We start from the raw sequence: 20,892 nt of genomic DNA, 5'->3' as shown, positions 1-20,892 counted from the left end.
AGGGGGGAGCATATGTCCTATCTGAGCGTTGCGCACCTGGAAAAATCCTTCGGCAGCACCCGGGTGCTGCGGGATGTGAGCTTCGACCTGCCGGAAGGGGAGACGCTGTCCGTCATCGGCTCCTCCGGCAGCGGGAAAACCACCCTGCTGCGGTGCCTGAACTTCCTGGAGCGGCCGGACGCCGGGGTGATCTCCCTGCGGGACCAGACCCTGCTGGACGGGTCCCGCCCCCCGGTGCGGGAGCGGGAGTTGCGGGAAAAGCGCCTGCATTTCGGTCTGGTGTTCCAGGATTTCAACCTGTTTCCACAATACACCGCCCTGGAAAACGTGACCCTGGCCAGGCGTCTTGCCAAGTTGCCCGGCGAATCGGAGGCGGACATCCGGGACCGGGGGCTGGCTCTGCTGGAGCAGATGGGCCTGTCCGACCGGGCGGGCCACTATCCCCACCAGCTCTCCGGCGGCCAGAAGCAGCGGGTGGCCATCGCCCGGGCTTTGTGCATGGAGCCGGACGTGCTGTGCTTCGACGAGCCCACCTCCGCCCTGGATCCGGAGCTTACCGGCGAGGTGCTGCGGGTCATCCGCCAGCTGGCCGACCGCCGCACCACCATGATCGTGGTGACCCACGAGATGGCCTTCGCCCGGGACGTGGCGGACCGGCTGATCTTCATGGACGGCGGCGTCATCGTGGAGCAGGGGGACCCCCGGCAGGTGATCAACCATCCCCGGATGGAGCGCACCCGCCAGTTCCTTTCCCGGTACGCCGGAGTATAAAAAACCGGACTCCGGCGCCTGCCGGAGTCCGGTTCAGCTTGTCAAAAAAGGCTTTTTTGACAAGTCTGAAATAAACGGCAAAAGGGGCTGCCTTCCGGCAGCCCCTCTGTTTGCAGGGATTCTATCAATCAGTCGACCATGGACTTCAGGTTCTCGGCGACAGTGATGGGGGCAGCGGTGGCGGCCTTCACCTGCTCGACGGTGAACTCGGGGTTAATCTCGGTCATGACCAGGCCGTTCTCGGTGACTTCCAGCACGCACATCTCGGTGATAATCTTGTTGACGCAGTGGGAAGCGGTCAGGGGCAGGCGGCACTTCTCGAAGATCTTGGGGTTGCCCTTGGCGGTGTGCTCCATGCAGACGATGCACTTGCGGGCGCCGACGCACAGGTCCATAGCGCCGCCCATGCCGGGCATCTTCTTGCCGGGGATGATCCAGTTGGCCAGGTTGCCATCAGCGTCGACCTCCAGAGCGCCCAGGAAGCAGGCGTCCACATGGCCGCCGCGGATCAGGCCGAAGTTGGAGGCGGAGTCGATGAAGCCGCCGCCGAAAGCCACGGAGGAGGGAGAACCACCGGCATCCACCACGTGGTAAGGATCGTAATTGTCATCGCCTTCCTTGGGGGACTTGCCGGCGGAGACGATACCCAGCTCAGCGTGGATGATCAGCTCCACGTCCTTGGGCAGATAGTTGGGGATCAGGGTGGGCAGGCCGATGCCCAGGTTCACGACGTCGCCGTTCTTCAGCTCTTTGGCGCAGCGCTTGGCGATAAAGCCTTTGATCTCGCTCTTTTCCATTACTTTCTTTCTCCTTCCACGATGTAGTCAACACACATACCATAGGTGTGGATGTTCTCGGGCTCGATCTCGCCCACGGGAACCAGATACTCGGTCTCGGCGATGACGGTGTCAGCGGCGGTGGCCATGACAACGTTGAAGTTGCGCATGGTGCCCTTGTACCAGCAGTTGCCGAACTCGTCGCACTTATAGGTGCCCAGCAGGGCGAAGTCAGCGTGGATGGGCTTCATCAGCAGGTAATCCTTGCCCTCGACGGTCTTGCGGCCCAGGCAGAAGGGGCTCTCCTCCACCAGGGTGTCGATGCCCACGGGGGTCAGCACGCCGCCAAGGCCAGCGCCGCCGGCGCGGACGCACTCGGCCAGGGTGCCCTGGGGCAGCAGGTTCACTTCCAGGGTGCCCTCGGTGTTCTGCTGGCCGACTTCGGGAGTCATGCCGACGTGGGTGGCGATGACGCGCTTGACCTGATGATTGTGGATCAGCTCAGCGATGCCGAAGAACTCCTCACCCTTGGGGCCCACCGCGCGGCCCATATCGTTGGCGATCAGGGTCAGGTCCTTGGTGCCCAGAGCCACCAGCTCCTTGACGATCGCTCTGGCCTGGCCGCAGGCCAGGAAGCCGCCGCACATAATGGTGGCGCCATTGGGGATCATAGCCGCTGCCTCTTTGGCAGTGATAACAGGTTTCTTTGCCATTTCAGTTCCTCCTTGTTATTTGTCGTTCTCCCAAAAAATAGAATCCCTTCTATTTTCTCACCTGTAATCATAACACTCCTGTGTGGAAAATACAAGAGATGATTGGTCGATTTTTTCACAAGCAGACAGGTTCGCCGTCAAATAACTTGGACAGTGTCCGATATGTGGCGAATTGTCTGTTTGGCAACACGACCAGACGGCCACCGGAAAAAGTGACCGTCTGGCGTGATGGTTTATTTTACTTCATGCCCCGCTTGACCATCTCGGTCACGGCGAAGGAAGCCACGTCGTCGGCATACTTGCCGGCGCCGAAGCCAGCGTCGTAGCCCAGCTCCTTGGCCAGCTCGTGTGTGATACGGGGACCGCCGCAGCAGACAACGAACTTGTCGCGCAGGCCCTCGGCCTCCAGCAACTCGATGAGGTTGGTTAGGTTCTGGATGTGCACGTCCTTCTGGGTCACCGTCTGGGACACCAGCAGCACGTCGGCGTGCAGCTCCAGGGCCTTCTTGATGAACTCCTCATTGGGCACCTGGGAACCCAGGTTGTAAGCCTCGATCATCTCGTAGCGCTCCAGGCCGTAGTGACCGGCGAAGCCCTTGCGGTTCATGATGGCGTCGATGCCCACGGTGTGGGCATCGGTGCCGGTGGATGCGCCCACCATAACGACCTTCCGGCCGATATGCTCGCGGATATAGTCGTTGGTGTCCTCCATGCTCATGACATCGGACTCCACGGTGATGACGTGGATGTCCTCATAGTTCACGGAGTGGACGCAGCTGCCGTAGACCACATAGAAGGTGAACTCCTTGTCCAGGGCGGCGTGATAGGCCACGTTGGGCTCTTCCAGGCCCATCTTCTTGGCGATCTGGCGGGCAGCTTCTTCGCCCCGCTCATCGTCCTTGACGGGCAGAGTGAAGCTGGTCTGCACCTTGCCGTCGTTCATGGTGTCGCCGTAGGGCTTCAGACGGGTCAGGTCCAGCGTGGTATCGAAATCGATCTTGTGGGTATTATACAGTCCGCTGCTCATTCTGCTGCCACCTTCCCTTTCATGACTTCAATAAAGGGATTGAAGTATTTGTCGTCCTTCACAACCACGCCGGCCAGGCCCTTGCCGCCGTCCTTGGGACGCTTCACGTCGGCGAAGATGCCCTTCTCGATGGTGGTGAACAGGCCCAGCTTCTCGATCTCCTTCAGCAGATCGGTGGCCTTGGTCAGCACCTCGTTGGCACGGTTGCGGATGATGCCGTTCTCTTTATAGGTCAGCTCGCTGCCCAGGTCCTTCATGGTGCGGAAGATGTACTGCGCATTCTCGATGGACAGGGCGCGGTCGGACATGAACGGGGTGTGGATGGCCTCGGTCATCATGCCCAGCAGGCACAGCCGCTGGTTGGTGAGGATGGTCACCATGTTGAACAGGGCATCCTGGATGTGACCGCGGAAGATGTTGCCGGTCATGAACTTCGTGGGGGGCATATACTTCAGCGGGGCGTTGGGGAAGATCTCGCGGGCCATCTGCGCCTGGGCCAGCTCATAGAGGAAGGTGTTCTCCACGGCGGGGTCCATTTCGAAGGCGTGGCCCAGACCCATCTGCTCCTCGCGCATACCGGCGTCCTTGGCAAAGGCCTCGTTCAGGAACTGGGAGGCCAGAACGGTGTGGGCGGCGGTGATGGCATCGTCGGTGGTCAGATAGTTGTCCTCACCGGTGTTGATGATGACGCCGGCATAGCCGTTGATCACGCGGGAGAAGTACTGGTCCACGATGGTGCGCTGCATGTTGATGTCGCGGAACAGGATGCCGTACAGAGCATCGTTGAGCATCACGTCCAGGCGCTCCAGAGCGCCCATGGCGGCGATCTCGGGCATGCACAGGCCGGAGCAGTAGTTGCACAGCCGGATATAGCGGTGCTGCTCCTCGCCCACCTCGTCCAGAGCCGCGCGCATCAGGCGGAAGTTCTCCTGGGTGGCATAGGTGCCGCCGAAGCCCTCGGTGGTGGCGCCGTAAGGCACATAGTCCAGCAGGGACTGGCCGGTGGTGCGGATGACGGCGATGATGTCGGCGCCCTGCTTGGCGCCGGCCTTGGCCTGGATAATATCCTCATAGATATTGCCGGTGGCCACGATGATATACAGGTAGGGGCCTTCCTTGTCGCCCCATTCCTTCAGATAGGAATTGCGCTTGGCAACGTTCTTGTTGATGCGCTCCACGGTGGCGTTGACCACGGGAGTGATGGCGGCGCGGATCTCCTCGTCGGAGTGGGCGGGAACCTTGGACAGGTCCAGCTCACCCTTGTCGATGGCCTCAGCCACGGCCTGGGGATCCTTGCCGGTTTCGATCATGGCGTTGCCGATGGCCCACGCCGCGCCCACAGGCAGGAAGGACGTTGCCATCATGTGGTCCACCACCACGTTGGGCAGGGGGACGTCCATCTCGTTGACGCCGTCGATGCCCAGCAGGCGGCAAACCGCGCGCTCCACGGTGACCGTGGTGTGCTGGTCAATGAACCGCTGGGTGTCCTCTGCCACATGGGCAGCGGACTGGCGGGCCTGGTTGACCAGCTCTAAGTTCAAGCCGAGTTTGCTTTCCATAGTTTTACCTCTTATTTCTTCACGTGACGCTCGTTGCGCAGCAGCTTGGTGGGCTCCAGATAGCGCTGCTTGGTGCCCTCAGCGACCCAGGCCACGCCGGTCTTCTCCGCCTTCTTCTTGCCGGTGCAGACGTCGCAGTGGCAGTTCTGGACATAGTGCTCAGGCTGAGTATAGGAGGTGATGACGCCCTCGAAGTTGCGCAGGATGACCTTGCGGGGGGTCTCGGAGATCAGGTAGTTGGGCATAACGGGGGTCTTGCCGCCGCCGCCGGGGGCGTCCACCACGAAGGTGGGGATGCAGTAGCCGGAGGTGTGGCCGCGCAGGGCTTCCATGATCTCGATGCCCTTGGACACGGGGGTGCGGAAGTGGCTCAGGCCCAGGGAGGGATCGCAGGCATAGATGTAGTAAGGACGCACGCGCATCTTCACCAGGCCATGGACCAGCTCCATCATCACGTGGGAGCAGTCGTTGACGCCGGCCAGCAGCACGGACTGGTTGCCCAGAGGAATACCGGCATCAGCCAGCATGGCGCAGGCCTTGGCGGCCTCATCGGTGAACTCCTTGGGGGTGTTGAAGTGGGTGTTCAGCCAGATGGGATGATACTTACGCAGCATGGCGCACAGCTCCGGGGTGATACGCTGGGGGCACACCACGGGGGTGCGGGAGCCCAGACGGACGATCTCCACGTGGGGGATGGCCCGCAGGCGCTTGATGATGTACTCCAGGTTCTCATCGGAGACCATCAGACAGTCACCGCCGGACAGCAGGACGTCGCGGACCTCGGGATGAGCGGCCACATAGTCGATGCACTTGTCGATCTGGGCCATGGGCACTTCGCAGTCGTTCTGACCGGCGAAACGGCGGCGGGTGCAGTGACGGCAGTACATGGAGCACTGGTCGGTGATCAGCAGCAGCACCCGGTCAGGATAGCGGTGGGTCAGGCCGGGGGTGGGGGAGTCGGTATCCTCGTGCAGGGGATCGGCGTCCTCATAGTCGGCATACTCCAGCTCCTCGGCCCGGGGGATGGCCATCTTGCGGATGGGATCAAAGGGATCGTCCAGATCGATCAGGGACAGATAGTAGGGGGTCACGGCCATGCGCAGCTTGCCCAGGGTCTTGCGGACACCCTCCTCCTCGTCGGGGGTCAGGTTCATGTACTTCTTCAGATCCTCAACCGTCTCGGCGCGGTTGGCAACCTGCCAATGCCAGTCATTCCACAGATTTTCGGGGACATCGGCGAACAGACCATTGCGAGTCTTCATATTTAAGTCTCCTTAATAAAAATGGATTCCAAAAGATGGATAGGGCGAGGGCAGGGAGGCCAGAGACCCGGCCGCCCTGCACTCGCGTAACTTCGTTTAGCAGTACTTCTCGTCGAACAGCTTGCGCAGCTTGGGGTTCTCACGCAGCACGTCCAGGGTGATCTGGGCATGGTTCTTGGTGTAGCCATTGCCGATGATCATGGTGACGTCCTTGCCGATACCCTCGGCGCCCAGGGCAGCCTTGGTGAAGGAGGTAGCCATGGAGAAGAAGTACACCAGGCCGTCATCGTGGACGGGCAGGATGGCGGACATCTCGCAGGACTCAATGTTCACGCAGCAGATGGACAGATCGTACTCCTTGCCGTCGTTGGCAGCCAGAGCAGCCTCCATAACCTCAACGGGCTTGGTGCAGTCGGCCACGATCACATCGGTGTAAACGCCCAGCTCCAGCAGACCGGGAACCTGCTTGGGATTGCGGACCACGCCCACGACCTTGCCGTTGGGGCCGACCTTCTTCATAGCTTCCCAGCCGCACAGAACGCCGGACTTGCCGTTGGCGCCCAGGATCAGGACGCTGTCGCCCTCCTTGGGCAGCTTGCGGGCCTGGGCGGGAGCACCGGCCACGTCCAGGGCGGCCAGGGCCAGAGGCTCGGACATATCCTCGGGCATCTTGGCATACAGGGCGGACTCGAACAGGATAGCCTTACCCACGATGTCCACGCGGTCGATATCCTTGTGGATAGCCAGGATCTTCTCGATCTTCAGGGGGGTCATGGACAGGGACACCAGGGAGACGATCTTGTCGCCTTCCTTCAGGTCGAAGCCGGGCTTGTTCTTCAGGTCCTCGCCGATGTGAGCGACGACGCCCTTGAACATACCGCCGGAACCGGTGACGGGATTCTGCTGCTTGCCGCGCTCAGCGACGATGCCCAGGATCATTTCGCCGATCTTCTTCTCGTCGCCGCCGCAGGCGTCGGAGATCTGGGTGAAAGAAGCGGAGTCGATGTTCAGGGAGGTGACGTCGCAGACGATCTCGTTGGAATAGACCTTGGACATGTCGTTGTCGACCTTCCAAGCAGCCTGGGTCAGAACGCCCTTGGGCTCGATAACGCGATGGGTACCGTACTTGTTGCCTTTCAGTTCAGCCATTGTAAAAATCCTCCTAATATATTTCTCTTAATTGTTTGTCGGGTTACTGCAGGGGCTTGAGGCTCAGGATCTCGCGGGCCTCGGCGGGGTTGGCGATCTCGCGGCCCAGCTCCTTGGCGATGCGGACCACCTTGGCCACCAGCTCGCCGTTGGACGCGGCCTTCTGGCCCTTGCCCAGATAGATGTTGTCCTCGAAGCCAACGCGGACGTTGCCGCCCATGGCGATGGCAGCGGCCGCCATGGTCCAGGCGGCCCGGCCCACGCCGGACACGGTCCAGGTGGAACCGGCAGGGATCTTGCTGGCGAAGAAAGCCAGGTTCTCCACGGTGGCGGGGGTGCAGCCGTGGACGCCCAGGACGAAGTTGAACTGCATGGGATGGGCAGGCACCTCACCCTTCTTGGCCATGCCAAGGATGGTGTCGATGTGGCCCAGCTCGAAGCACTCGTACTCGGGCTTGATGTTGTTTTCCAGCATGCGCTTGCCGAAGGCGCGCATGGTGGGCATGGTGTTGTCGAACACCTCGTCGCCGAAGTTGCAGGTGCCGCAGTCCAGCGTGGCCATCTCGGGGAACAGCTCGGTGGGCTGCAGACGCTCCTCGGGGGACATACCGGTGGCGCCGCCGGTGGAGGGGATCATGATGACGTCGGGCAGCTCCTTGCGGATGGCGTCCATGACCACCCGGAAGCGCTCGCGGTCCTGGGTGGGGGTGCCGTCGTCCTCGCGGACATGGATGTGCAGAATGGCGGCGCCGGCCTCGTAGGCGGACTTGGCCTCGCGGACCATCTCCTCCACGGTGTAGGGCACGGCGGGATTCTGCGCCTTGGTGACCTCGGCGCCGCAGATAGCGGCGGTAATGATCAGCTTTTCCATTTCTGCCGCTCCCTTACTTCTCGATCTTCTTGCGCTGGCAGTCCTTGGGAGTCACGCAGGTGCCGTGGGCGCGGCAGACCACGATGGGCTCTTCCAGAACGTCGGCAGCGGAAGCGCTGATGTCGGGACGGGACACGATGACCTTGCGGGCCTCGAACTTCATGGTGCGGGAGGTGTTGCCGACCTTCTCGATCTCGCCATAAGCCTCGATGTAGTCGCCGGCGTACACGGGAGCCAGGAACTCCACGTTATCATAGGCACAGAACAGGCCCTCGTCGCCGTCGCACTTGATCAGCAGCTCGGTGGCCACGTCGCCGAACAGGTGCACCATGTGTGCGCCGTCCACCAGGTTTCCGCCGTAATGAGCATCCTTGGCGCTCATACGCAGACGCAGCAGAGAAGTCATCTTTTCCATAAGTATTTTCCTCCTTCAGATTTTTGGGATCGCCTTCAACAGAAGCCGTGCTGCAAACAGGCCTTCCTTCTCTCCGGCGCTCCTTCGGGCATAAAAAGAGCGCTATCGGTCAAGGTCATTGACCAATAGCGCTCCATGTTACAAACACGATAACATGACAGTAACGCCGCTTACGCAGACGTCCCCAAGGGCAAGGTCACAGACCGGCATTGTCCTTTCGGCGGGCGGCCCCTTCCTGCTCCGGTTATACCGGATGTCTGTCCCCTGCGAAGCAGTACCCTGTCTCCCGCGCCTCTATTGATTGTAGTATGAACTTCTGTTGCACCCATTATATCGCGATGGCCTCGAATTTGTCAATAGAATTTGTGACAGAAATCACAATAACTTTTTTGCACATCTGACAAAATTTCGCACTCCGTTTCTCCTGAATAAACGCCGGGGGCGACAGAACGCACAGGGGGAAATGTCCGCCGTGCGCGGACATTTCCCCCTGTGAAGGCATCAATAGCTCTGTTCGATTTTCTCCAGAATCTCCGGCTTCAGCGACAGCATCCGGCAGATGTTCAGGGCGTCCCGGGGGCAGTCGGACCGGCCCTCCACCCGGTACAGGCCATAGTTCATGTGCCGGGCGATAACGGCCACGCCGTCCTCGTTGGTGGCGGCCAGCTCCCGGCGGATCTGCTCGGGGTCCACGTCCCGCAGGCCGATGATCTGGTAGTGGATGCGGGCGTGCTCGGCCACCTTGTCATAGTGGGTGGTCAGCAGGGAGATGGCGTTGACGTCGTTGAGATACCGGGTCACCGCCTGGACAATGATGGCGCCCTCGTCGGGGTTGGTGCCCCGGGCGAACTCGTCCAGCAGGAACAGGGAATAGCCCTGCTCCACCTCCGCCAGGGCCTTCTGGAACTGGACGATCTCGCTGCCGAAGCCGGACAGGCCCGACTGGATGGACTGCAGATCGTCAAACAGCATATGCACGCTCCAGAACAGGGGCATCCGGGCGCTTTTGGCGCAGACCAGGAAGCCCGCCTGCAGCAGCAGCACATTCAGGGCCACGGTTTTCATGGCCACGGACTTGCCGCCCATGTTGGCGCCGGTGATCACCGCCGCTCCCCGGTCCAGGGAGATGGACACCGGCACAAAGGCCCGGCCCTGCTCCTGCAGCAGGTCGCACAGCTCCGGGTTGATCATATCCGTCAGCTCCAGGGCGGTGTCGGTCAGTTCCGGCCGGACGCCGCCGAACCGGTGGGCAAACAAGGCCTTCTGGATCAGGAAGTCCAGCCGTCCGGCGGTGTCGGCATCGGCCATCAGGTCGTCGGCCATGGGGGCCAGAGCCGCGCCCATGGAGCGGCGGACCTTCATCTCCTCGCTGTCCTCCTCGGCGCAGATGCGTACCCGCTTCTGCCGCAGGTCGTCCTTCTCCGCATCGGTCTGGGCCCGGTACAGCTGCTCCTCCACCTGCTTTTTGGCGGAGCGGATCTCCCGGAGTCTGGGGGTGGCGGCATCGGGAATGTAAAAGCCCCGGCTGCGGGTGTTTTCCGGGTCCAGGATGGCCAGGGCCGCCGCCGGATCGTGGAAGGCAAGGCCCGTCAGGCCCGCCGTGTCCCGCAGCTTTTCAAACAGGGGGCGCAGGGTCTCCAGCCGCTGGAGATAGCCCTTCAGCTCGAACAGCTCCACATGGTCCGGCACCTCCAGCTCCCGGCACCGGCGCAGGGAGCCCCGGATGTCCTTCATCTGGCACAGCACCACGCAGATCTGGTCATACAGGTCCTTCAGGTCCCCGGCGTGGGCGGCGGCCCGCTCCACGTTGCGCAGCTCCTGCTCCAGCTCCTCCCGCTCGTCCGGGGTATAGTACCGCAGGCGGCGGATGCGCTCCTGGCCAAAGGGGCTGCACCCATGGAGACTCTCCAGAATATACTGCAGGCCGATTTTTTCTCTTTCCTCGAAACGGATCTCGATCATGCCAGCTCCTCCTTTACATTGATCACCGGTACGTCCACGGCCTCCTTCATCCGGGCCATGAACTCGTCCTTGTCGAATTTCCACCCGTAGGCGGACACGGGGTTGATGGTGACGCACAGGGTCCGGGCGGCCTCGGCGGTTTCCAGCCGCACCTGGCGGGTCCGGAGCTTATCCAGGGTATCCGGCGTCAGCAGCACCCGGCTGGGGTCCTTGACCACCAGGCGGCCGCCCCGCAGCACGCCGCTGCGCAGCAGGGGCACCACCATGGAGTCCGTCAGCGCCCCGGGGGCCAGGGCCTCGCCGTGCTCCTTCAGGCACTTTTCCAGGCCCTCCTCCGCCTCCGGCGGCAGAGTCTCCGCCTTGGGCAGGTTCATGATGCGATAGATGTTGGCGGTGTCCGCCACCACCTTTTCCATGCTCATGTGATAGGACGCGCCGGTGCACAGCACCACGCCCTCGGCCACCGCCCGGGCTCCCAGGGATTTCCGGCCCAGTGCCCCGTCGATGATGGACTTGTCCGCCCCCAGCTCAAAAAACATCCGGGACACCTCCCGCAGCTGGCTGGTGATGGACGGCCCCGCCAGCTGGACGTTTCCGGCGCTGCGGGCCCGGAGGATCACCACCTCGCCCAGAGGCGTGGGGATGCCGGTGGTGGCCAGGATCTCCGTGGTCACATCGCCCAGCCGCAGCATATCCCGGGCCGTGGCGATCAGCGTTCCCTCCCGGACGAAGATGCCGGGCTTCTCCGTGCCCGTCACCACGTCGGTGGACTCGCCGTCCCGGCCGATGGACGTCAGCCCCAGGGTCCCCCGGAGCCGGTCATGGTGCAGCATCCAGTTGAGCATGGTGGTTTTTCCCGCGTTTTTGCACATGCCCACAATGGACATGGTTTTCACGCCGTTCAATATCTCAAGCAGCTGTGAGGACATATGATTCCCTCCCGGTGTAAGTCAATCTAAAATCATATTATAGCGTATATTTTGTCAAAAGAAAAGGGGTGATTTTTTCCCGGCAGAAATGACCGGAATCGGTCTTGCAAAACCGGGAAAACTTGGGTATAATAGTTTGGATAAACTGCGGTATTATGCCGCCAGAGCTAAAGAGGAACAACAAATGAGCACCATCATCACCTCCGTGGACCGGCACAGCCCGGCGGAGCGGGCCGGAATCGCCGCCGGGGAGCAGCTGCTGACCATCAACGGCCACGAGATCATCGACGTGCTGGACTATCGCTTTTACGGCTACGATACCGACTGCCGCCTGGAGCTGCGGGAGCCCTCCGGCGCCGTGCGGACCGTGTCCCTGCGCAAGCCCGAGGGCCGGGACCTGGGCCTGAATTTCGACACCGTTCTGATGGACGAAATGCGCTCCTGCGCCAACCACTGCATCTTCTGCTTCGTGGACCAGATGCCCCCCGGTATGCGCAAGACCCTGTATTTCAAGGACGACGACGCCCGGCTGAGCTTTCTGCAGGGCAACTATATCACCCTGACCAACCTGACGGACCGGGAGGCCCAGCGGATCATCGACCTGCGCATCAGCCCCATCAACGTCTCCGTCCACACCACGGACCCCCAGCTCCACTGCACCATGCTGGGGAATAAGAACGCCCTGCGGTCCCTGGACTACATCCGGGCCTTCTGCAAGGCGGGAATCGTGATGAACGGGCAGATCGTGGTGTGCCCCGGCTGGAACGACGGGGACCAGCTGCGCCGGACCCTCCGGGACCTGACGGAGATGCAGTTTTCCAGCTGCTCTCTGGTGCCGGTGGGCATCACCAAATACCGCCAGGGCCTGGCTAAGCTCCGGCCGGTGGACGCGGCCACCGCCGCCGAGATCATCGACATCGCCGACGAATACGGCCGGGAGAACCTCCGCCGCTTCGGCACCCGGCGCTTCTTCTGCGCCGACGAGCTGTATCTGCGGGCGGGCCGTCCCCTGCCCCAGGCAGAGTATTACGAGGGCTACCGTCAGCTGGAAAACGGCGTGGGCCTGATGCGCTCCCTGGAGGACGATTTCCTGGCGGGACTGGCCACGGTGGACGTGCCTGCGCGCTTCTCCCCTTTCACCATTGCCACCGGCACGGCGGCGGCCCCGTTTCTCCGGGGCCTGGTGCAGCGGGCCATGGGGGACTATCCCGGCCTGCGGGGCCAGGTCATCGCCGTGGAAAACGACTTCTTCGGCCACACCATCGACGTGGCGGGCCTGCTTACCGGGCAGGATATCTCCGCCCAGCTGCGGGGCCGGGACCTGGGGGACCGGGTGCTGATCCCCATCCACATGATGCGCCATGGCGAAACCGTGTTTCTGGACGACTACACCGTGGAGCGTCTGAGCCGGGAGCTGGGCGTTCCCGTCCAGGTGGTGGACGAGGACGGCTTCGCCCTGGTGGACGCCATGTTCGCGGCGGAATGACCGCCGCATCCAAATAGAAGGAGGTAAACCCCTATGTCCAAGCCCCTGATTGCTATCGTGGGCCGGCCCAACGTGGGCAAGTCCATGCTGTTCAACAAGATCATCGGGCGGCGTCTTTCCATTGTGGAGGACACCCCCGGCGTCACCCGGGACCGCATTTACGGTGAATCCGACTGGAACGGCCGCAAGTTCACCCTGGTGGACACCGGCGGCATCGAGCCCAACACCGACAACCAGATCCTGGCCTTCATGCGCCAGCAGGCCCAGATCGCCATCGACAACGCCACGGTCATCGTCCTGGTGACGGACATCAAAACCGGCATGACCGCCGCCGACCAGGAGGTAGCGGGAATGCTGCAGCGGTCCAAGAAGCCCATTGTCCTGGCAGTGAACAAGATGGACTCCACCGGCCCCGCCGACCCGGAGTTCTATGAGTTTTACAACCTGGGTCTGGGCGACCCCATCGCCGTGTCCGCCGTCCACGGCCACGGCACCGGCGACCTGCTGGACGCCTGCCTGCAATACTTCCCCCCGGAGACCGACGAGGAGGAGGACAGCGACGTGATCCAGGTGGCCATCATCGGCAAGCCCAACGTGGGCAAGTCCAGCCTCACCAACCGGATCCTGGGGGAGCAGCGGGTCATCGTCAGCGATGTGGCCGGCACCACCCGGGACGCCATCGACAGCTATTTTGAAAATGCTACCGGCAAGTATAACTTCATCGACACCGCCGGTATGCGCAAAAAGTCCAAGGTGGACGACGCCATCGAGAAATACAGCGTCCTGCGGGCCACCATGGCCATCGAGCGCAGCGACGTGTGCCTCATTATGATCGACGCCCAGGACGGCGTTACCGAGCAGGACACCAAGGTGGCGGGCCTGGCCCACGAGGCCGGAAAGGCCTGCATCATCGTGGTGAACAAGTGGGACCTGGTGGAAAAGGACGGCAAGACCATGGACCGTATGCGGGAGGACATCCGCCGGGACCTGAGCTATATGCCCTACGCCCCCATCGTGTTCATCTCCGCCATGACCGGCCAGCGGGTCAGCCGCCTGTTTGAGCTGATCAACTACGTCCGGGAGCAGGCCTCCATGCGCATCACCACCGGTATGCTCAACTCTGTTCTGGCCGATGCCCAGACCCGGGTCCAGCCCCCCACGGACAAGGGCCGCCGGCTGAAGATCTACTACATGACCCAGGTGGGCATCCGGCCGCCCCACTTCGTGGTGTTCTGCAACGACAAGAAGCTCTTCCACTTCTCCTATCGCCGGTATCTGGAAAACCAGATCCGCAGTGTGTTCGGCCTAGAGGGCACCCCCATCATCATGACCGTGCGCCAGAAGGGCGAGGAGGATAGCTGAGTTGTCTGTGGTATTTACTGTGGCCCTGACGCTGCTGGTGTCGTATCTGCTGGGCTGCTTCAACGGGTCGGTGATGACCTCCCACTTCATCATCCGGGACGATGTACGCCAGCACGGCAGCGGCAACGCGGGCCTGACCAATTTCTACCGGACCTACGGCGCACGGTACGCCCTGTGCGTCATCGTCTGCGACATGGGGAAAACCGTTCTGGCCTGTCTCATCGGCGGATACCTGATGCACTGGGTGGTGGGCGACTGGACCCTGGGCCTGCTGATCGCAGGCATCGGCTGCGAGCTGGGCCATATGTTCCCGGTGTTCTTCGGCCTGCGGGGCGGCAAGGGCATCCTCTCCGGCGGCGTGCTGGTGCTGCTGCTGGACTGGCGGGTGGCCCTGATCGCCTGGGGCCTGTTTGCGGTGCTGTGGCTGACCACCCGGTATGTGTCCCTGGGCTCCATCGCCGCCACGGCCAGCATGCCGGTGTCGGTGTTCCTTCTGATGGGCCATAACTGGCTGTATACCGCCCTGTCGGCGGCGGTGGCGGCTCTTGTGATCTGGTGCCACCGGGGCAACATCCAGCGGCTGCTGTCCGGCACCGAAAAGAAGTTTCATTGGCACGTCGACGCCCCGGCCGGGGGCGAGGACGGCCCGCAAGCATAAGAAGAAAGAGAGAGAGCATTCGTATGAAAAACAATCAGCTTCGCCAGGTGGTATTTCCCATTCTGGCGGCCTTTATCTGGGGCACGGCCTTTGTGGCCCAGGACGTCTGCGCCGACGCCATGGGCGCGTTTACCTTCAACGGCACCCGGTATTACATCGCCGTGCTGTCCCTGCTGGTGGTTCTGGCCGTCTCAAGCGGCTTCAGGAAGGACCGGCCCCAGATCTCCCCTGCGGAGAAGAAGGCCCAGCGCAGGCAGCTGTGGCTGGGCGGCTTCTGCTGCGGCACAGTGCTGGCCATTGCCTCCAACTTCCAGCAGGCAGGCCTTGTGGCCGGTACCGACGGCGGCAAGGCCGGGTTCATCACCGCTCTGTATGTGGTGCTGGTGCCGGTGTTCGGCCTGTTCTTCCGGCGGAGGGTCAGCCTGCCGGTGTGGATCGCCGTGGCCCTGTCCGTGGGCGCTCTGTACCTGCTGTGTATCAAGGGCAGCTTCTCCCTGGCCCCCGGCGACCTGCTGGTGCTGGTATGTGCCATATGCTTTTCCGTACATATCCTGGTGATCGACCATTTCACCGCCACCTGTGACGGTGTGAAGCTCAGCTGCCTGCAATTCCTGTTTGCCGGCACCTGGTCCACCATTCTGGCCCTGTTTTTCGACACCATCAGCCTCCAGGTGCTGCTGGACTGCATCTGGCCCCTGCTGTATGTGGGCGTGTTCTCCTGCGGCGTGGGCTACACCCTGCAGATCCTGGCTCAGAAGGGCTCCAATCCCACGGTGGTCACCATTCTGCTGAGCCTGGAGAGCGTGTTCGCCGTCATCGCCGGTGCCGTTGTCCTGCACCAGCAGATGACCGGCCGGGAATATCTGGGCTGCGTGCTGATGTTCGCGGCGGTGGTCCTGGCCCAGCTTCCCATGCCCCAGAAAAAGGAAGCCAAAGCCGAATAAACCGAACCCATAACAAAACTGACGCTGCTGCCGCGGCGTCAGTTTTTTATTCTCCGGTGCTTCCCATACACAGGAATTCCTCCGGCCCCTCCCATTTCTTCGCAAAAACGTAGTGCCCTCACACTATTGACATCAGGGACAGGGTCCGATAAAATGAGAATGCCATATCGACACAGCGCTGAAAGGAGGTGCCGCTATGCTGACGGTGCTGAATTCCTCCCACGACCCGTTTTACAACCAGGCGTTTGAGGAGTATGTGTTCGAGCATTTCCGCGAGGGTGAGATATTCCTGCTGTGGCAGAACGACCCCGCCGTGATCGTGGGCAGTTATCAGAACATCTGCCGGGAGGTTCACGTGGAGCGTCTGCGGCAGCTGGGGATCCCGGTGATCCGGCGCATCACCGGCGGCGGCACGGTATACCACGACCTTGGGAATCTGAACTATACATACATTTCCGACGGCGGGGCCGCGATAGACTACGACCAGTGCCTGGGACCTATCCTGGCGGCGCTGAACGACATCGGCGTTCCGGCCCGGAAAAACCGGACCTGTGACATTGCCATCGGCGGCGGAAAGATCTCCGGCAGCGCCCAGCGGATGACAAAGGGGCGGCTGCTGCACCACGGCACCCTGCTGTTTTCCTCCGACCTCGGCGTGCTGGACCGGATCACCACCCACCGGAAAAACGACTGCTTCCAGAGCAAGGGGACCCAATCCGCCATCTGCACCGTCACCAATATCCGGGAGCACCTGGCCCGGCCCATGACCATTGAGGAGTTCCGGGAGCGGCTTCTGGACCGGATGGTGCCCCCCGGCAGCCCGCGCCTGACGCTGACGCCGGAACAGGAGGCGGAGGTCTGCCGCCTGCGGGACGAGAAATACCGTTCCTGGGAGTGGACCTGGGGCAAGACCCCGGCCTTTGCCTATGAAAAAACCGGCGTGTTCGCAGGGGCGCCCATCCGGGTGGCCTACCAGGCCAAACGCGGCATTGTATCCGGTGTAACGGTGGACTGTCCCCTGCTGGACGGAGGCCTGGCTGCCGCACTGCTGGAGGGCGGACGGCTGGACCCGGAGCGCTTTTCCTCGGTCTGTCTCCGGGTGGCCCCGGATCGGGCCGATGAACTGATGGACTGGCTGATGTAGCCGGATATTCTGCGAGAAAGGGAGATTTTTATCATGGAGAAAAATATTGTCATGCCCCGGCTGCGGCCGGAGATGGAAAAGGGCGTTCTGTGCGCCTGGCTGAAGGAGGAGGGCGAGCCCGTTTCCGCCGGTGAGCCCCTGTTCGAAATCGAGACGGACAAGGTGGTCAACCAGATCGAGGCCACCCAGGACGGCGTGCTGAAAAAGCAGCTGATCGAGGAGGGCGACACGGTGGACGTGGAAACGCCGGTGGCCATTCTGGAAACGGAGTGAGGGCCGGCATGGAGAGAAAACCCGATTGGCTGAAGGTCCGCTATAACCAGGAGGCCGTGGATGAAGTGGCGGAGCTGATGCGGGACCTGAAGCTCAACACCGTGTGCAAGGAGGCCAACTGTCCCAACCTGGGGGAGTGCTACCGGAAGCGCACCGCCACGTTTATGATCCTGGGAAGCATCTGCACCCGGAACTGCCGGTTCTGCAACGTCACCACCGGACGGCCCCTGCCGCCGGACCCGGAGGAGCCCGAGAACATCGCCCGGGCGGCCCGGCGGCTGAATCTGCGGCATGTGGTCCTCACCTGTTCCACCCGGGACGACCTGCCGGACGGCGGGGCGGAGCAGTTTGCCAAATGCATCCGGGCCATCCGGGCCGCATGTCCCGGCACCACCGTGGAGGCGCTGATTTCCGATATGAAGGGAAACACGGATGCCCTGGACACGGTGATTGCCGCCCATCCGGAGGTGCTGAACCACAATGTGGAGACGGTGCGGGAGCTGCAAAGCGCCGTGCGGCCCCAGGCCCGGTATGAGCGGTCCCTGGAGGTGCTGCGGTACTGCAAGGAGCAGGATCCCACCCTGCTGACCAAAACCGGCTTCATGGTGGGGCTGGGGGAGACGGAGGAGCAGATCAGCCGTCTCATGGACGACATTCTGGAGACAGGCTGCGACATTCTCACCATCGGCCAGTATCTTCAGCCCACGCCGCAGCATTACCCCCTGGCCCGGTATGCCACGCCGGAGGATTTCGCCCGGTGGAAGGAGCTGGCGTTGGCTAAGGGCTTCCGCCATGTGGCCTCCGCGCCTCTGGCCCGCAGCTCCTATAAGGCCTGGGAGGCCCTGGAGGACGTGCATGATCTATATTGAGACCGGCTCCACGGATGTTTACTACAACTTCGGCCTTGAGAACTACTTCACGGTGGAAAAGCGCCTGCCGGACACGGTGTTTCTGTTCTGGCGCACCACGCCCACGCTGATGGTGGGCAAATACCAGAACGTGCTGGAGGAGATCAACAAGCCCTATGCCGACGCCCACGGCATCCACCTGGTGCGGCGGATGAGCGGCGGCGGCACCATCTATACGGACCTGGGCGGCTGGCAGTTTTCCTTCATCCAGCACCGGGAGGCCGGGGAGATCGAGTTCGGCCAATACATCGCCCCGGTGATCGGCGCACTGGAAGAGATGGGAGTCACCGCCGCCTTCAACGGCCGCAACGACCTGACCATCGACGGCCGGAAGTTTTCCGGCAACGCCCAGTACCGGCTGGGAGACTGCATCGTGCACCACGGCTCCCTGCTGTTTGACACGGATATCCGGCAGATGGCGGAGGCCACCACGCCGGACAGCTACAAGATCACCTCCAAGAGCATCAAATCCGTCCGGGACCGGGTCACCAACATCTCCGACCATCTGCCCCAGCCCATGGACCCGGAGACCTTCAAGGAGACCATGGTGCGCCATATCATGAACGGCAGCACCGCCGTCTACACCGTCACGCCGGAGGACGACGCCCGCATCCGGGAGCTGGCCCGGGAAAAATTCAACAGCTGGGACCGTATCTTCGGCGCGGACCCCCAATTCAACATTGAGCGCACCGGCCGCTTTGCAGGGGGAAAAATTCAATTTAAAATCGAGGTCCGGAAGGGTATCATCCGCAGCGCCTCGGTTTACGGCGACTTTTTTTCCACTCTGGACGCGGAAGCAATTTGCTCCGTGCTGCCAGGCTGCCGTTATGAGCGCGGCGCTGTGCTGGCGGCGCTTGAGCCCCTTGGCGGGGCCGTGTACCGCATCACGCCGGAGGAAATGGCCCGGACGATTGTGGACTGACCAAGAAAGCCGCAGCCACCCCCCTCAGAGCTCCATAATAAAACTGACGCTGCGGCAGCAGCGTCAGTTTTATTATGCGTATATGGTTACAGGTTCTTCTCGTAGGACTCGATCATCTTCTTGACCATCTGGCCGCCCACGGAACCGGCCTCGCGGGAGGTCAGGTCGCCGTTGTAGCCTTCCTTCAGGTTGACGCCCACCTCTTGCGGTGTGTATTCACCTCAAAGAATTGGTGTTTTTCACTACTTAGAAACACAAAATGCGAATAAGAGACGAATTATGAGATAAAATGGATATTTGGTCGGAATCACTCATTTACATCGCAGACAATCAAAAGGTAGTCTTCACATACGGCGGTTTGTACTAACAATGTGTTGACATTTTCTGCTGCTGTGGGTATACTAAAGAAAAAGGAGGTCTGAGCTATGCAAGGTTCAAGTATCAATGTAGCTTCTGCGCCCAAAACGGCGATGTTTCAGATGCGTATTAACCCGGAGATCAAGCGAGAGGCTGAGGATGTTTTTTCTGCCTATGGACTGAGCTTGACGGATGCGTTTAATATTTTTTTACAGCAATCGCTGAACAGCAACGGCTTTCCATTTCTGCTGTCCCCCGAAAACGCAGAGTACATGAAGTCAAAGGCTGCGGCTCAGCTTATGGCGGAGATCGACAAGGGCTGGAAATCTGCGGAAGAAGGGGGCTGGCTCACGCTGGAGGAAGTGGAGTCCCAGCTTGGGCTGACGGATGTATAAACTGAAAATTACACCGGCAGCAGCCAGTGATTTGGCAGAGATCAGTGCGTATATTTCGATGCAGCTGCATAACCCACAGGCGGCGCGACGCATTGCGAAGAACATCACACATGATTTGCGGCTTCTACAGCAGAATCCGCATTTAGGATTTTCCGTCTCGGCCAAAATTGGTAAAGAAACTAACCTGCGGGCACTGCTCAGCGGAAATTATTTTCTGTTCTACCGCATTGAGAATGAGGCGATACAGGTTTCCCGCGTTTTGGACGGACGGCAGGATTATCTGCGGGTCTTATTTGGAACTGCGGAAGAAAAGTGAATTTAGCAAATAAAGCACTTCCTATTTGTAATGGGAGATGCTTTTATTTTGAGAATTAAAGGACACCATGCATGAGAAACCTTTTCTTGCTATCATCTGCGTCGGAATGTATCCACATTTTGACCAAGCCCGTAATTGCTTCGTTGGCGGTGATTTGCACGTTTGCAGAACTATGGCATGTAAAATACAATGAAGCTGGAAGGGAGGAAAATGCAGCGATGATGAGAAAAATCAAATTATACTATACAGAGAGCGAGGCGAAGATTATTCTGCGGAGTCTCATCCGCCTTAAAAATGAGTTGATTCGCCAAGGACGCTATGCCGACATCGTGGACGAGGTTATCTTGCTTCTGGTAGATGCAAAAATCAAACGGGTCCGTGTCTGAAAACTACATAGGAGAAGCCACACAGTTTTTACGTTCAAAACTGTGTGGCTTTTTGCCCAAACGCATTACATAGCCGTCCAATTTTTCGGGCGGCTAAATTTACGAAAAGGAGGAATCCCAAATGGCAAATTGCAAAGTGATCGCTGTCGCCAACCAAAAGGGCGGCGTCGGCAAAAGCACCAGTGTCTATTGCATCGGTGCGGGGCTGGCTATGGACGGCAGGAAGGTCCTGCTTGTGGATGTTGACCCGCAGGGTGATCTCACCAAGATGCTCGGTCAGCGCAAGCCCCATGAGCTGACTCATACC

23 protein-coding genes, 1 pseudogene and 1 riboswitch are annotated in these 20,892 nt (G+C 61.0%); of the genes and pseudogenes, 13 read left to right on the top strand and 11 right to left on the bottom strand.

From position 1 onward, the window contains the following. Positions 1 to 12: 12 nt before the first annotated feature. Complete coding sequence (locus LKD37_RS08455) at positions 13 to 771, top strand: amino acid ABC transporter ATP-binding protein (RefSeq protein ID WP_302928815.1); 759 nt, start codon at positions 13 to 15, stop codon at positions 769 to 771. Between the two features lie 128 nt (positions 772 to 899). Here the strand turns inward: LKD37_RS08455 and LKD37_RS08450 are convergent, their stop codons facing one another. The 10 genes from LKD37_RS08450 to kamB all read right to left on the bottom strand — a co-directional run bounded on the left by LKD37_RS08450 (position 900) and on the right by kamB (position 11,434). Next, on the bottom strand, positions 900 to 1,568 hold the full coding sequence (locus tag LKD37_RS08450; protein WP_302928814.1) for a 3-oxoacid CoA-transferase subunit B: 669 nt from the start codon (positions 1,566 to 1,568) through the stop codon (positions 900 to 902). Further along, positions 1,568 to 2,260 (bottom strand): CoA transferase subunit A, encoded by a 693-nt coding sequence (locus LKD37_RS08445; RefSeq protein ID WP_302928813.1) that lies wholly within the window; start codon positions 2,258 to 2,260, stop codon positions 1,568 to 1,570. Before LKD37_RS08445 ends, LKD37_RS08450 begins: the two co-directional genes overlap by 1 nt. 238 nt (positions 2,261 to 2,498) lie before the next feature. Then, entirely contained in the window at positions 2,499 to 3,287 is a 789-nt protein-coding gene (gene kamE, locus LKD37_RS08440; RefSeq protein WP_302928812.1) for a lysine 5,6-aminomutase subunit beta, read from the bottom strand. Next, positions 3,284 to 4,846 (bottom strand): lysine 5,6-aminomutase subunit alpha, encoded by a 1,563-nt coding sequence (gene kamD, locus LKD37_RS08435; RefSeq protein ID WP_302928811.1) that lies wholly within the window; start codon positions 4,844 to 4,846, stop codon positions 3,284 to 3,286. Before kamD ends, kamE begins: the two co-directional genes overlap by 4 nt. A gap of 11 nt (positions 4,847 to 4,857) precedes the next feature. Further along, positions 4,858 to 6,108: a lysine 2,3-aminomutase gene (gene kamA / locus LKD37_RS08430; protein ID WP_302928810.1), complete on the bottom strand. Its 1,251-nt coding sequence runs from the start codon at positions 6,106 to 6,108 to the stop codon at positions 4,858 to 4,860. A 96-nt stretch (positions 6,109 to 6,204) separates the two neighbouring features. Then, positions 6,205 to 7,257 (bottom strand): L-erythro-3,5-diaminohexanoate dehydrogenase, encoded by a 1,053-nt coding sequence (gene kdd / locus LKD37_RS08425; RefSeq protein ID WP_302928809.1) that lies wholly within the window; start codon positions 7,255 to 7,257, stop codon positions 6,205 to 6,207. Positions 7,258 to 7,300: 43 nt separating this feature from the next. Beyond that, entirely contained in the window at positions 7,301 to 8,128 is an 828-nt protein-coding gene (gene kce, locus LKD37_RS08420; protein WP_302928808.1) for a 3-keto-5-aminohexanoate cleavage enzyme, read from the bottom strand. Positions 8,129 to 8,141: 13 nt separating this feature from the next. Continuing rightward, a complete protein-coding gene (gene kal / locus LKD37_RS08415; protein ID WP_302928849.1) occupies positions 8,142 to 8,534 on the bottom strand; it encodes a 3-aminobutyryl-CoA ammonia lyase in 393 nt (130 codons plus the stop codon). Positions 8,535 to 8,661: 127 nt separating this feature from the next. Continuing rightward, a riboswitch (Lysine riboswitch) is annotated at positions 8,662 to 8,848 on the bottom strand. Between the two features lie 196 nt (positions 8,849 to 9,044). Beyond that, complete coding sequence (gene kamC / locus LKD37_RS08410) at positions 9,045 to 10,505, bottom strand: lysine 5,6-aminomutase reactivase ATPase KamC (RefSeq protein WP_302928807.1); 1,461 nt, start codon at positions 10,503 to 10,505, stop codon at positions 9,045 to 9,047. Next, positions 10,502 to 11,434 carry a lysine 5,6-aminomutase reactivase subunit KamB gene (gene kamB / locus LKD37_RS08405; RefSeq protein WP_302928806.1) on the bottom strand — a complete coding sequence of 311 codons (933 nt, stop codon included), beginning with the start codon at positions 11,432 to 11,434 and terminating at the stop codon, positions 10,502 to 10,504. Before kamB ends, kamC begins: the two co-directional genes overlap by 4 nt. Positions 11,435 to 11,618: 184 nt before the next feature. Between kamB and LKD37_RS08400 the strand changes: the two genes are divergently transcribed. The 8 genes from LKD37_RS08400 to lplA all read left to right on the top strand — a co-directional run bounded on the left by LKD37_RS08400 (position 11,619) and on the right by lplA (position 19,131). Further along, positions 11,619 to 12,920 carry a DUF512 domain-containing protein gene (locus LKD37_RS08400; protein ID WP_302928805.1) on the top strand — a complete coding sequence of 434 codons (1,302 nt, stop codon included), beginning with the start codon at positions 11,619 to 11,621 and terminating at the stop codon, positions 12,918 to 12,920. A 33-nt stretch (positions 12,921 to 12,953) separates the two neighbouring features. Beyond that, positions 12,954 to 14,282, top strand: coding sequence for a ribosome biogenesis GTPase Der (gene der, locus LKD37_RS08395; protein WP_302928804.1), 1,329 nt, complete (start codon positions 12,954 to 12,956; stop codon positions 14,280 to 14,282). Positions 14,283 to 14,289: 7 nt separating this feature from the next. Then, positions 14,290 to 14,940: a glycerol-3-phosphate acyltransferase gene (locus LKD37_RS08390; protein ID WP_302928848.1), complete on the top strand. Its 651-nt coding sequence runs from the start codon at positions 14,290 to 14,292 to the stop codon at positions 14,938 to 14,940. A 23-nt stretch (positions 14,941 to 14,963) separates the two neighbouring features. Continuing rightward, a complete protein-coding gene (locus LKD37_RS08385) occupies positions 14,964 to 15,884 on the top strand; it encodes a DMT family transporter (protein ID WP_302928803.1) in 921 nt (306 codons plus the stop codon). 196 nt (positions 15,885 to 16,080) lie between these two features. Then, positions 16,081 to 17,028, top strand: a complete 948-nt coding sequence (locus tag LKD37_RS08380) for a lipoate--protein ligase family protein (protein WP_302928802.1) — start codon at positions 16,081 to 16,083, stop codon at positions 17,026 to 17,028. Between the two features lie 33 nt (positions 17,029 to 17,061). Beyond that, positions 17,062 to 17,301, top strand: a complete 240-nt coding sequence (locus LKD37_RS08375; RefSeq protein WP_302928801.1) for a biotin/lipoyl-containing protein — start codon at positions 17,062 to 17,064, stop codon at positions 17,299 to 17,301. Positions 17,302 to 17,309: 8 nt separating this feature from the next. Then, positions 17,310 to 18,170 (top strand): lipoyl synthase, encoded by an 861-nt coding sequence (lipA, locus tag LKD37_RS08370; protein ID WP_302928800.1) that lies wholly within the window; start codon positions 17,310 to 17,312, stop codon positions 18,168 to 18,170. Further along, positions 18,157 to 19,131, top strand: coding sequence for a lipoate--protein ligase (gene lplA / locus LKD37_RS08365; RefSeq protein ID WP_302928799.1), 975 nt, complete (start codon positions 18,157 to 18,159; stop codon positions 19,129 to 19,131). The genes lipA and lplA overlap by 14 nt, the downstream gene beginning before the upstream one ends. 86 nt (positions 19,132 to 19,217) lie before the next feature. Here lplA and LKD37_RS08360 read toward each other — a convergent pair. Beyond that, positions 19,218 to 19,337, bottom strand: a pseudogene (locus tag LKD37_RS08360) (alpha/beta-type small acid-soluble spore protein); the annotation flags it as partial. Positions 19,338 to 19,556: 219 nt separating this feature from the next. Here LKD37_RS08360 and LKD37_RS08355 point away from each other — a divergent pair. The 4 genes from LKD37_RS08355 to LKD37_RS08340 all read left to right on the top strand — a co-directional run. Then, entirely contained in the window at positions 19,557 to 19,883 is a 327-nt protein-coding gene (locus tag LKD37_RS08355) for a type II toxin-antitoxin system RelB/DinJ family antitoxin (RefSeq protein ID WP_212820294.1), read from the top strand. After that, on the top strand, positions 19,876 to 20,199 hold the full coding sequence (locus tag LKD37_RS08350) for a type II toxin-antitoxin system RelE/ParE family toxin (RefSeq protein ID WP_302928798.1): 324 nt from the start codon (positions 19,876 to 19,878) through the stop codon (positions 20,197 to 20,199). Before LKD37_RS08355 ends, LKD37_RS08350 begins: the two co-directional genes overlap by 8 nt. A gap of 71 nt (positions 20,200 to 20,270) precedes the next feature. Beyond that, positions 20,271 to 20,585 carry a hypothetical protein gene (locus LKD37_RS08345; RefSeq protein ID WP_302928797.1) on the top strand — a complete coding sequence of 105 codons (315 nt, stop codon included), beginning with the start codon at positions 20,271 to 20,273 and terminating at the stop codon, positions 20,583 to 20,585. Between the two features lie 121 nt (positions 20,586 to 20,706). Further along, the coding region (locus LKD37_RS08340) for a ParA family protein (protein ID WP_302928796.1) at positions 20,707 to 20,892 on the top strand (186 nt) is incomplete at its 3' end.

It is taken from the genome of Brotocaccenecus cirricatena, assembly GCF_020687045.1.
Lineage (GTDB): Bacteria > Bacillota > Clostridia > Oscillospirales > Oscillospiraceae > Vescimonas > Vescimonas cirricatena.
Note: the sequence above shows the minus strand (reverse complement) of the source record. Positions and strands in the feature narration are given on the sequence as shown.